Raw genomic sequence first — 12,107 nt, forward strand, 5'->3', positions numbered from 1 at the left:
GACCAATCCAACTCTCGCAGAGCCTGTTCCTAGCTTCAGGCTTGAGGCACAATCGCTTTGCTGTGTGTCGGCGGGTAGTTCGGTGCGGAGGACGATCAAGGTGTTTTCTCGGCGAAGGTCGCTGATTGCCGCAGCGTGTGCGGTACCGCTTGTTGTGGCGGCTATTGGCAAGGCTGGCGGCCAAACGGCCAGCCGCCTGGAGGCGCCCCCCAAGACACCTGCGGAAATGGCCCATGCGATTGCTCATTCGATCGACGCGATGGCTCGCGCGATTGACGCAAAGATGCCGAAAACGGCGACCCCGTCGAGAACCTTCGAATTTGCAACGTCGCACGACAACGTCGTCGTGGTGCATTACAGGGCGAATGATACGCGTGTGTTTCCTCGCGACAAAGCCGAAGGCGAGGAGCAGCGACTTCGATTTGCCGGCAAGTTTTGCTTTGATGGTAGCGTATCGCTATTTCAAAAAGATGGAGTCGTAATACATCAAGTTCTTGCCTCGCCCGACAATAGGGCTCCTTTTGAGTTCACTATCGATCAATCGACGTGCGCTGCGCTGATAGAGGACGCCAAAGTGCGCATCGGATCCGTCAAGCAGGAAGCGGGGCCAGGGCCGAACTCGTTAACTGAGCCGAAGCGTGTGCACACCATGACGATTCGGCCGGAGCAGGCCGAACAGAAATAGCTCGATCGGCATCGAGCCGCCGCGGAGCTGTCCATGCCATGGGATGCTGACGGTGGTGCGCGGGCGCGGCATAGTGGTTCAGTCGATATGATCGAAAGTGGCCCTTATCATAGACCACATCGGCGCTATTGTGCGAGTCGATAGCTGACGAGGTCTGCCAAAGGGTCTGCCATGTATTTGCCGCCGCACTTTGAGATCAACGAGCTCGGCGCGATCCACGCCGCGATGAAGGCGTCGCGGCTGGCGACGCTGGTCACCGCCACCGCCGACGGTCTGATCGGAACGCCGCTGCCGCTGATCCTCGACGCAGGCGAGGGCGAGTTCGGCACGCTGTACGGCCACGTCGCGCGGCCCAATCCGCAGTGGAAGACGCCCGCGACCGACGAGGCGATGGCGATCTTCAGCGGGCCCGACGCCTATGTGACGCCGTCCTGGTATGTGACCAAGGCCGAGCACGGCAAGGTCGTGCCGACCTGGAATTACGTTGCCGTGCACGCGTACGGCCCCGTCGAATTCTTCGAGGATGCCGACCGCCTGCTCGCGGTCGTGACGCGGTTGACCGAGTTGCACGAGAGCTCGCGCAAGGAAGCATGGCAGGTCTCGGATGCGCCTGATGATTTCATCAAGGCGCAGCTGCGCGGCATCGTCGGCTTGCGGATGCCGGTCACGCGGCTCGATGCCAAGAAGAAGATGAGCCAGAACCGCAAGCTCGAGGATCGCGCCGGTGTCATCGCCGGGCTCGGCGCCAGCGACAATCACGTCGACCGCGAGGTCGCGGCGATGATCCCGGCGAACTGAGGTCGCGCATACCGATGGAATTGTACCTTGCCTTCGCGATCACCACCGCGACCTTCGCGCTGATCCCGGGGCCCGCCATGCTCTACGCCGCCGCGCGCACTTTGGCCGGCGGCCGGCGCGCCGGGCTGATGGCCTCGCTCGGCCTGCATCTCGGCGGCTATGTCCATGTCATCGCCGCGGCGGCTGGCCTCGCGCTGCTGTTTCACGCGGTGCCGCCGCTGTTCATGGCGATGAAGCTCGCCGGCGCGGCCTATCTGGTCTGGCTCGGCCTGTCGCTGTTCCGCGACGGCAGTGACACTGCGCGGCCCGAGCTGGCGCCGCTGTCGGGAAAACGCGCCTTCGTGCAGAGCATCGTGGTCGAGGTGCTCAATCCGAAGACCGCGATTTTCTTCCTGGCCTTCCTGCCGCAATTCGTCGATGCATCAGCGAGCCTGCCGGTCTGGGCGCAGCTGTTCCTGCTCGGCGCGATCGTGAATTTGAGCTTCTCGCTGGTCGACGTCGTCTGCGTGGTCTTCGCCAGCGCCGTGATGTCGAAGCTGCAGCGCTCGCGCACCTCGCAGCGCATCATGCAACGGATCGGCGGCAGCATCCTTGTCGCGCTCGGCGCACGCCTCGCATTCCAGGATCGCTAGCGGTCCGTTCGTAGTCCCCATCCACCGGTGTCATCGCCCGGCTCGACCGGGCGATCCAGTACGCTGCGGCTTCTCGGCTCGAGCACTGCTGCCTCCGGAATACTGGATCACCCGGTCAAGCCGGGTGATGACAGCGCGTTGTTTGGTGAGCGATCAGGCAACATCCCCAAACAAAAACGCCCCCGCGATGGGGGCGTTTCGATCTCGCCGCAAGGGGCGAAACGGGTGCAGACCTCAGTCCTTCTTGAGGAAGCCCGAAAACTTCTTTTGGAACCGCGAGACGCGACCGCCGCGGTCCATCAGCTGCTGGGTGCCGCCGGTCCAGGCCGGGTGCGACTTGGGGTCGATGTCGAGGTTCAGCGTCTCGCCTTCCTTGCCCCAGGTCGAGCGGGTCATGTATTCGGTGCCGTCGGTCATGACGACCTTAATCATATGATAATTCGGATGAATATCGGCTTTCATGGCAGTTCCTTCGGCGCGCCGGCGCCCGTCTCAAGATGTCTGGGATACGGGATTTGGGCGGCTCTATACCCCAAGGGGAACGCCAAAACAAGCCGGAAACCGGCTGGAAAACCGCCCTCAAGCCCATCACCGGATTGGGACTTTCGGTCCATTTGCCAGCCGGGGGTCGGCGGGCCTATGTGGGGGGCGATAGAACCGGTCTAGATCATGAGCGTAGCCGAACAGCTTGAGACCATCAGGAGCAATCCGCAGCCCCCGCGCGATGCGTTGCTCGAGGAGGAAGCCTTCATCGAGAGCCAGCTCACCGAGCCGGCCAAGAGCCGTGCGCGCCTGCGGCCGCTGCTGGCGCTGGCGCCCTATGTCGCGCGCTACAAGGGTCGCGCCATCCTCGCGCTGATCTCGCTGACGGTCGCGGCGATCACCACGCTGATCGTGCCGGTCGCGGTGCGGCGGATGATCGACATGGGCTTCACGCCCGAAGGCATCGCGATGATCAACAGCTATTTCAGCGTGATGATCGCGGTGGTCGCGGTGCTGGCCTGCGCCAGTGCCTCGCGCTACTACCTCGTGATGACGATCGGCGAGCGCATCGTCGCCGATCTCAGGCGCGATGTGTTCGCGCACCTGATCTCGCTGTCGCCGACGTTCTTCGATTCGGCGCGCTCGGGCGAACTGGTGTCGCGGCTCACCGCCGATACCACGCAGATCAAGTCGGCGGTCGGCGCCTCGGTCTCGATCGCGTTGCGCAACATGATGCTGTTCATCGGCGCCGCCGCGATGATGGTGATCACGAGCCCGCGGCTGTCGCTGTTCGTGCTGCTGGCGATCCCGATGATCGTGATCCCGCTGGTCGCGTTCGGCCGCTGGGTGCGGCGGCTGTCGCGCACCGCGCAGGACACGCTGGCCGAAGCCAGCGCCTATGCGAGCGAGCTCGTCAACGCGATCCGCACCGTGCAGGCCTATACCGGCGAGCGGCTGGCGCGGACGCGCTTCGCCCACGAGGTCGAGCAGGCCTATGACGCCGCGCGCAGCTCGACCAAGGCGCGCGCGGTGCTGACGCTGATCGTGATCTTCATCGTGTTCGCCAGCGTGGTCGTGATCCTCTGGGTCGGCTCGCACGACGTGCTGGTCGGCACCATCAGCCCGGGCCGGCTCGGCCAGTTCATCCTCTATACGGCCTTTGCCGCGAGCGGCCTCGGCCAGCTCAGCGAGGTCTGGGGCGAGGTCTCGGCCGCGTCCGGCGCCGCCGAACGGCTGTTCGAGATCCTGCGCGTCAAGCCGGAGATCGCAGCTCCTGCCGCGCCGCGCGCGCTGCCGCAGCCTTCGCGCGGCGATGTCGGCTTCGACAATGTCAGCTTCGCCTATCCGACGCGGCCGAACGCGCTCGCGGTCGACGGCGTGTCGCTCCAGGTGCGCTCGGGCGAGAAGGTCGCGATCGTCGGTCCCTCCGGCGCCGGCAAGAGCACACTGTTCCATCTCCTGCTGCGCTTCTACGATCCGAAATCGGGCACCATCTCGCTTGACGGTGTGGCGATCCGCGATGCCGATCCGGCCGAGGTGCGCGCGCGCATCGCGCTGGTACCGCAGGACTCCGTCGTGTTCGCGGCCAGCGCGCGCGAGAACATCCGCTTCGGCCGGCCCGATGCGACGGATGCCGAGGTCGAGCGCGCCGCCGATCTCGCCCATGCCACCGAGTTCCTGCGCCGGCTGCCCGGCGGCTTCGAGGCGCAGCTCGGCGAGCGCGGCGTGACGCTGTCCGGCGGCCAGCGCCAGCGCATCGCGATCGCACGCGCGATCCTGCGCGATGCGCCGCTGCTCCTGCTCGACGAGGCGACCTCTGCCCTCGACGCCGAGAGCGAGACGCTGGTGCAGACCGCGCTGGAAGAATTGATGAAGCATCGCACCACGCTGGTGATCGCGCATCGCCTCGCCACCGTGTTGTCCTGCGACCGTATCCTGGTGATGGAGCAGGGCCGGATCGTCGAGCAGGGCACCCATGCCGAGCTGGTCGCCGCCGGCGGCCTTTACGCCCGGCTGGCACGGCTGCAGTTCGAGGGAATCTAAAGGGGCCTTCGCGCCTCTATGCTTTTCCTATGTGATCGGCCGCGCGCTCCCCTCGAAAACCTATTCCCGCGCAAGGATAGTCGCGCCGCGCCGAACCTCCCTCGACAGCGGAGGGAGCATCGGCGGGCGGGGTGTTCGACTGATGCGCGAGACAGCGACCGAACCGGAGGGCAGGCTGCTGCGCGCCTGGCAGCTCGCCGTCCTGCGCTTTGCCGTGACGCTCGACGACGACGACCGGATGCATGTGCTCGGCGTCGCCGGCGAGGTCGATCGGCTCGGCGGCGCTGACGACGCGTTCCACTTCTTCCGCAGGACGTCGGCGGAACTGTGCACGGCGATCTCCGGTCAAGATGCGGATCAGGAGGCGGTGATCCAGCGCTTCCTGGCGCAGATCGACAATGTCAGGTTCAAGCGCGCGTTCGAAGCCGCGGTCGCACGGGACCGGACGCCGCCGAAACTCGTCGCCAGCCGAATCAAGCCGAACAACGATCTCTGGCGGGGACTCGCGCCGCGGCGTGCGACCGGAACATAAGGCTGGTCCCTCCTGCGCGTCGCGCTGGATATTCCGTTACGGTATGTCGCTACAACCCGGACCGGGTTGCTGCGACGGGTGCGATGGGCTTCTCTGTGGCGGGCTCGACAGGGACCGGTCGCAGCCTCAGCTGAGGCCGACCTCAGTTTCGGAATGCGGGAGTGCGACGATGGGTGGTTTGGTGATCAGCGGCGGCCGGGTGGTGGATCCGGCCAGCGGAATGGACGCGGTCGGCGACGTCGCGATCGTGGACGGCAAGATTGCCGCTGTCGGCACCGGGCTCGGCGGCGCCGAGCGGCGCATCGACGCCACCGGCCTCGTGGTGGCACCCGGCTTCATCGACCTGCATGCCCACGGCCAGACCATTCCGGCCGACCGCATGCAGGCGTTCGACGGCGTGACGACGACGCTCGACCTCGAGGCCGGCGTGCTGCCGGTGGCCTCCTGGTACAAGCGGCAGGCTGAGAAGGGCCGGGTGCTGAACTACGGCGCCGCCGCCAACTGGGCGTTCGCGCGGATCGGCGCCATGACCGGCTCGAATGCCGAGAGCTCGCTGGAATCGTTCGGCGCCGCGATGCGCGACCGCCGCTGGATCGACAACGTCGCCACCGAAAGCGAGGTCGGCGGCATCCTCGAGCGCCTCGGGGGCGGGCTGAACGAAGGCGGCATCGGCATCGGCATCCTCAATGCCTACGCGCCGGGCGCCGGCGTGCAGGAACTGACCGCGGTGTGCCAGCTCGCCGCCGATCATGCGGTGCCGACCTTCACCCATGTCGCCTACATGTCGCGCATCGATCCGGAGAGCGCGGCGGAGGCCTATATCCGCCTGATCGGCTATGCCGGCGCCACCGGCGCGCATATGCACATCTGCCATTTCAATTCGTCGAGCAAGACCGACATCGAACGCTGCGTCGGGCTGATCGCCAAGGCGCAGGCCCAGGGCCTGCCGATCACGGTGGAGGCCTATCCGTACGGCACCGGCTCGACCGTGCTGGCCGCGACCTTCTTCAGCGATCCGAAATTCGAGGAGCGCAACGGCCTCGGCTACGATTCGGTACAGCGCGTCACCGACGGGCACCGCTTCGGCAGCCGCGAGGAATTGCTGGCGGCACAGGCCGACGACCCGTCCGCGCTGGTGCTGTGGCACGTGCTCGATATCGAGAACAACGCGCATCATCGCGATCTGCTCGACATGGCGGTGCTGTATCCCGGCGGCGCGATCGCCTCCGACGCGATGCCGTGGACGCTGTCGAACGGCAAGCCGTACAGCGGCGACGCCTGGCCGCTGCCTGACGATGCCACCTCGCATCCGCGCTCGGCGGGCTGCTTCACCCGCTTCATCCGTGAGTGGGTGCGCGAACGCCGGAAGATCTCGCTGCTCGAGGGCATCCGCAAATGCGCGCTGATCCCGGCGGAGATCCTGTCGGCCAGCACGCCGGCGATGCGCGCCAAGGGCCGGCTGCAGGCGGGCGCAGATGCCGACGTCGTGGTGTTCGACTACGAGACGCTGAGCGACCGCGCGACCTTCTCGGCGATGAACCGTCCGGCGGAGGGCGTGCGGCATCTCGTCGTCAGCGGGCAGCCGCTGATCGCGGACGGCGTGATGGACGTGGCGGCGCGGCCCGGACGGCCGGTGCGCCGGCCCATCGTGGCGGGCTGATCGTGCAGGCCCAAACCCTGCAAGTCCCGATCCTGCTGGTCGCGGGCTTTCTCGGGGCGGGCAAGACCACGGTCGTCAATCATCTGCTGGCGCACGCCGGGGGCAAGCGGATCGCGGCCGTGGTCAACGATTTCGGCGCGATCAACATCGATGCCGAGCTGATCGCGGGCGCCGGCGACGGCGTGGTCAGCCTGAGCAACGGCTGCATCTGCTGCACGCTGGAGGGCGATCTGATCCGCACGCTGGCCGGCCTGCTGCGGCGTGATCCGCGGCCCGAGTTCATCGTGATCGAGACCAGCGGCATCGCCGACCCCGCCGATATCGTGCGCAACCTGATGGATCCGGTGATCTGGAAGGAGGCGCCGCTCGACACGGTGCTGTGCGTGGTCGACGCGACTCAGCCGCCGGCCGCGCTGAACGATGCGCTGCTGCGCTCGCAGCTGCGCGCAGCCGACGTGGTGGCGCTGAGCAAGGTCGACCTCGCCGATGCCGCCGCGCGCGCCGCGATACGCGATGCGATCCGCGCGCAGCGTCCTGCGGCGGTGGTGGTCGATGCCGTGCAGGGCGAGGTCCCCGCGGCACTTCTTTTTCCGATCGACCCCGACCACGTGCCGGAGCCGCGCGAGGTGGCGCCGCGCCGGCCTGTGGCCGATCGGTTCGAGACGCTGAGCTGGACCTCGGTACGGCGCGTGCACCTGCCGCGCCTGCAGCAGGCGATCGGCAAGCTGGCGCCGAAGCTCGCGCGCGCCAAGGGCCTGTTCGAGACGGTCGAGCAGCCCGGGCGGCTCACCGTGTTTCAACTCGCCGGCGGCCGCGCGACACTCGCCGCCGGCGGTGTGCCCGCGCCTGACGTGCCGCGAACGCGGATCGTGTTCATTGCCGAACTGGGCGCGCTGTCGCGCGCCGAGGTCGATGCGGCAATGCAAGCCTGCATTGAAGCTGGGTGAGCATCTGTTTCCCGTCATCCTGAGGAGCCGCGAAGCGGCGTCTCGAAGGATGAATCGGCCACCGGCCGGGCCGTGCATCCTTCGAGACGCGCTTCGCGCTCCTCAGGATGACGGAGTAGGGAGGCGTCGCAAGCGGATGGACGTTGTGTCGTCGCAGCCGCATCATCTCGCAAACGATGACCACGCCGGTCACGTCGAATTGACAGCGCATCCCGCGGCACCTATCGTCCCGCGCGACGGTTCTCCTTCGGGAGATCAAAAGGGAATGCGGTGCGGGAATGATCCCAAGGCCGCAGCTGTCCCCGCAACTGTAAGCGGCGAGCCATTCGTCAATTAGCCACTGGGCCGATCTGCCCGGGAAGGCGGCGACAGGCGACGACCCGCGAGCCAGGAGACCTGCCGTCAGTCGTGGTCACACGCGAGCACATCGGGCGGGGGCGTCCTGGTGGGGATCGGCGCATTGCCTTCGGGCATGCGGTGTCCGCGTTCGCGGTGACGTGCCACGTTAGCCGCGAGTCGTTTTTCATGTCCTCGTCCTCTCCCGCCGCGCGCCGGATGCGCCTCGGCGTCGTTTGCTCCCTGTCATCGCTGTTGTTGCCGGCCGAAGGCTGGACCCAGACCATCCGGCCAGCCGCCGTGCTCGATCCCGTCGAGGTCGCGCCGTCCGCGACCGCCAGGCCGAGACGTCCCGAGCGCAGCAGCAGCACGGCATCCGCATCGCGGCCTCGGCCCCGACCGGCAGCAACCGCGGCGGCCGGCGGCGCCACGCAAGCGGGGGCATCGTCCGCATCCGCGTCGCCGACCCTCAACGCCACCAAGCCCGAATCGACCGGCAGCCGGCTCAATTTGACGCCGCTGCAGACGCCGGCCAGCGTCGAGACCATCACGTCGCAGACCATCGAAGAGCGCGGCCAGCATAATGTGACTGATGCCGTCACCCAGAATGCGACCGGCTTTACCGCGACGCCGGCGCCCGGCAATGGCGGGCTGTCGTTCAGCACCCGCGGCTTCGCCGGCAGCAATTCGGTGATGACGCTGTACGACGGCACGCGGTTCTATATCGGTTCCGGCACGTTGACGTTCCCGTTCGACACCTGGTCGGCTCAGCGCATCGAAGTGCTGCGCGGGCCCGCCTCGGTGCTGTACGGTGAGGGCGCAATCGGTGGCGTCATCAACGTGATCCCGAAGAAGCCGCTCAATACGCCGTACAACGAAGCCGCGATGTCGCTGGACAGCAACATGACGAGGCGGCTCGCGGTTGACAGCACCGGCCCGATCAATCCCAACGTCTCCTATCGCATCAACGCCACCGGCAATATGTCGGACGGCTGGGTCGATCGCGACAAGACCTCGAACGCGGCGGTCTCCGCCGCCGTGCGCGTGCAGGCGTCGGACAATCTCGCCTTCACGCTCTCCGAGGATTATGGCGACCGCAGCCCGTCGCGCTATTTCGGCACGCCGCTGGTCAATGGCGGGATCCAGGATGCGCTGCGCTTCAAGAACTACAACGCGTCCGACAGCGCCATCCGCTATCGCGACAGCTGGACCCAGTTCAAGACCGAGTGGGACGTCGCCGACGGCATCAAGATCAACAACACGCTCTATTATCTGACGAGCGAACGGCACTGGCGCGACATCGAGAACTACGCCTTCAATCCGAAGACGCAGCTGATCGATCGCTCGAGCTATATCGAGATCTTCCATGACCAGAAACAGTCCGGCAACCGGATGGACGCGACCTTCAGCGGCCACGTCTTCGGTCTCGCCAACCAGTTCGTTGCTGGATTCGACGTCAATCACATCGAGTTCTTCCACACCAACAACTCGCCGTTCGGCGGCGCATCGTCGGTGAATCCCTATGTGTTCGATCCCGGATCGTTCTTCGCGACGACCAACGCGACCACGCCGGGCTTCAACGCCATCGTCAATCAATACGCGCTGTTCGCCGAAGACCGGCTGAAGCTGACGGATCAATTGTCACTCGTAACCGGCGTCAGGTTCGATCGCCCCGAGATCGACCGCACCGACTACAAGACACCGGCGAACAGTTTCGAAACCACGCTGTCAGGCACCAGCTGGCGCACCGGCCTCGTGTACGAGCCGATCAGGAACCTCGCGCTCTACGGGCAGTATGCGGTCGGGGTCGATCCGGTCGGCAATCTGATCTCGCTGTCGGCATCGCAGAAGAGCTTTCAGCTCTCCACCGGCAAGCAGACCGAGATCGGGATCAAGCAATCGTTCCTCGGCGGTCGCGGCGAGTGGACGCTGGCGGCCTATGAGATCGTCAAGAACAACCTGCTGATTGCCGATCCCGGCAATCCCGGCTTCTCGCTTCAGGTCGGCCAGCAGTCCTCCCGTGGTGTCGAAGGAACGATCGGGCTCGCGCTGGATTACGGCTGGCGCATCGATGCCAATCTGGCGGTGTTGCGCGCGAAGTACGACAACAACAGCCAGTTGGTCGGCGGCAAGATCGTCGACTTTGCGGGCAATGTGCCGGTCAACGTGCCGCAGCAGGTCTCGAACGTCTGGTTGACCTGGGACTTCGCGCCGAACTGGTCGGCCTATGGCGGCGTGCAGATGGTCGGTGCGATGTACTCCGACCTCGCCAACACCCAGTTGCGGCCGGGCTACAACGTCGTCAATGGTGGTGTCAGGTGGAAGCCGGATGAGCGCACCACGGTCGCGTTCCGGGTCTACAACCTGTTCGACAAGGTTTACGCGGTGACATCGAATGGTACGGGGCAGTGGTTGCTGGGCATGCCGCGCACGGCGGAACTCTCCGTCAACGTGAAGTTCTGATCATGCGCCGCGCATTGATCCGGCGGGGACGGCGATGGCTCTATGTGACCCATCGCTGGATCGGCATCGCGACGTGCCTCTTGTTCGCGATGTGGTTCATCTCCGGCCTCGTCATGATGTATGTGGCGTTTCCACGCCTCACCGACAGCGAGCGCCTCGCGGCGCTCCCTGTCATCCTCTGGAACAAGGTGCAGATCACGCCGGATCGCGCGCTTGCGATCGCCGGCATGGAGCAGTATCCGCGCGACCTCCGGCTCTCGATGATGGACGATATCCCGGTCTATCGTGTGACGGGATGGAAGGGCGGGGCGGTCACGTTTTCGGCGATCGACGGCAGCGTCATCGGACACGTCACGCCGGAGCAGGCGTTGGCCATTGCCGGGCACCACCCGCAAGCGATGCAGCCGCTTTTGCTGGAGACCGTGACGCGCGACCAATGGTCGGTCACGGCGCGCTTCGATCCGCTGCGGCCGCTTTATCTGATCGGCCTCGGCGATGCTGACGGCACCGAACTCTACGTCTCCTCGCGCTCCGGCGAAATCGCACTCGACACGACGCGGCGCGAGCGCATCTGGAACTGGCTCGGCGCGATCCCGCACTGGATCTATCCGACCGTGCTGCGCAAGGACGGTCCGTTGTGGCGCGACGTCGTGCTGTGGATCTCGGGCGTCTGCCTCGTGGTCGCCGTCACCGGCTTCTGGATCGGCATTCTCCGGCTGCGGCTGGCGCGCCGTTACGCAAGCGGTGCCGTCTCGCCGTATCGCGGCTGGATGGCCTGGCATCACATCGCCGGGCTGATCGGCGGCATCTTCGTCTTCACCTGGATGCTGAGCGGCTGGCTCTCGCTCAATCCCGCCGGCGCGTTCTCCGGCCGCGGGATCACCCGCGAGGTCGCCGCCGGCTACAGCGGCCACGCCTCGCCCGACATCGTCGCGGGCATTCCGTCGGCGCCATCGGCATCAGCGGTGGAGGCCCGCTTCGTCTGGATCGGCGGACATCCGTTGATGATGCTCAGCAACAAGGATGGCCGTCAGAGCCTGGCCGATCCGCTGACGGGCGCTGCCGTAACCCTGTCGCGGGAGCAGATCATCGAAGCCGCCCGTCGCGCGATGCCCGGGGCTGCGTTGGCGTTCACGCGGGAGATCGATGCGCCCGACGCGTACTGGTACACCCTGCACAATTCGCGCGAATTTCCGGTGCTGCGGGTCGGTTTCGATGATCCCGCTCGCACCTGGTTGCACATCTCGCCCGTCACCGGCGAAATCCTCGATCGCAGCGACGATAGCCGCCGCACCTATCGCTGGCTGTTCAACGCGCTGCACAGTCTGGATTTTCCGCTGCTGCTGCGCTTCTTCCCGGCGCGCGACGTCGTGGTCTGGCTGCTGTCGCTGGTCGGCACGATTGTCTCGATCAGCGGCGTCGTGATCGGCTGGCGCCGGCTGCGGCCGAAGCCCGCGCAATGAAAAACCGCCGGCCTTTCGGGCCGGCGGTCTGTTTGTGTCGTCAGGCGGTGTCGTCAAGCGCGGGC

General features: G+C 66.2%; 10 protein-coding genes and 1 riboswitch. Of the genes, 9 read left to right on the forward strand and 1 reads right to left on the reverse strand.

Features of this window, described 5'->3' with window-relative positions; genetic code table 11:
• The first annotated feature begins 82 nt into the window (after positions 1–82).
• From JQ633_RS27780 to JQ633_RS27790, 3 genes are all read left to right on the forward strand, one after another.
• Complete coding sequence (locus JQ633_RS27780) at positions 83–685, forward strand: hypothetical protein (RefSeq protein ID WP_211988299.1); 603 nt, start codon at positions 83–85, stop codon at positions 683–685.
• Between the two features lie 171 nt (positions 686–856).
• Complete coding sequence (locus JQ633_RS27785) at positions 857–1,483, forward strand: FMN-binding negative transcriptional regulator (RefSeq protein ID WP_211988300.1); 627 nt, start codon at positions 857–859, stop codon at positions 1,481–1,483.
• A 14-nt stretch (positions 1,484–1,497) separates the two neighbouring features.
• Positions 1,498–2,115 carry a LysE family translocator gene (locus JQ633_RS27790; RefSeq protein WP_211988301.1) on the forward strand — a complete coding sequence of 206 codons (618 nt, stop codon included), beginning with the start codon at positions 1,498–1,500 and terminating at the stop codon, positions 2,113–2,115.
• A gap of 234 nt (positions 2,116–2,349) precedes the next feature.
• Here JQ633_RS27790 and rpmE read toward each other — a convergent pair whose 3' ends face one another.
• Positions 2,350–2,577 carry a 50S ribosomal protein L31 gene (gene rpmE, locus JQ633_RS27795; RefSeq protein WP_211988302.1) on the reverse strand — a complete coding sequence of 76 codons (228 nt, stop codon included), beginning with the start codon at positions 2,575–2,577 and terminating at the stop codon, positions 2,350–2,352.
• 207 nt (positions 2,578–2,784) lie between these two features.
• Between rpmE and JQ633_RS27800 the strand changes: the two genes are divergently transcribed.
• From JQ633_RS27800 to JQ633_RS27825, 6 genes are all read left to right on the forward strand, one after another.
• Complete coding sequence (locus tag JQ633_RS27800) at positions 2,785–4,641, forward strand: ABC transporter transmembrane domain-containing protein (protein ID WP_211988303.1); 1,857 nt, start codon at positions 2,785–2,787, stop codon at positions 4,639–4,641.
• Between the two features lie 142 nt (positions 4,642–4,783).
• Positions 4,784–5,173 (forward strand): hypothetical protein, encoded by a 390-nt coding sequence (locus tag JQ633_RS27805; RefSeq protein WP_249159699.1) that lies wholly within the window; start codon positions 4,784–4,786, stop codon positions 5,171–5,173.
• Between the two features lie 169 nt (positions 5,174–5,342).
• On the forward strand, positions 5,343–6,833 hold the full coding sequence (locus JQ633_RS27810) for an amidohydrolase family protein (RefSeq protein ID WP_211988304.1): 1,491 nt from the start codon (positions 5,343–5,345) through the stop codon (positions 6,831–6,833).
• 17 nt (positions 6,834–6,850) lie between these two features.
• On the forward strand, positions 6,851–7,780 hold the full coding sequence (locus tag JQ633_RS27815; RefSeq protein WP_211988531.1) for a CobW family GTP-binding protein: 930 nt from the start codon (positions 6,851–6,853) through the stop codon (positions 7,778–7,780).
• Positions 7,781–8,000: 220 nt separating this feature from the next.
• Positions 8,001–8,198, forward strand: a riboswitch (cobalamin riboswitch).
• A 107-nt stretch (positions 8,199–8,305) separates the two neighbouring features.
• Positions 8,306–10,579, forward strand: coding sequence for a TonB-dependent receptor (locus JQ633_RS27820; RefSeq protein WP_211988305.1), 2,274 nt, complete (start codon positions 8,306–8,308; stop codon positions 10,577–10,579).
• 2 nt (positions 10,580–10,581) lie between these two features.
• The gene (locus tag JQ633_RS27825; RefSeq protein WP_211988306.1) at positions 10,582–12,042 is read left to right on the forward strand and encodes a PepSY-associated TM helix domain-containing protein; all 1,461 of its coding nucleotides are present in this window, start codon (positions 10,582–10,584) and stop codon (positions 12,040–12,042) included.
• Positions 12,043–12,107: the final 65 nt, after the last annotated feature.

Source organism: Bradyrhizobium tropiciagri, from assembly GCF_018130505.1.
Classification (GTDB): Bacteria; Pseudomonadota; Alphaproteobacteria; order Rhizobiales; family Xanthobacteraceae; genus Bradyrhizobium; species Bradyrhizobium tropiciagri_B.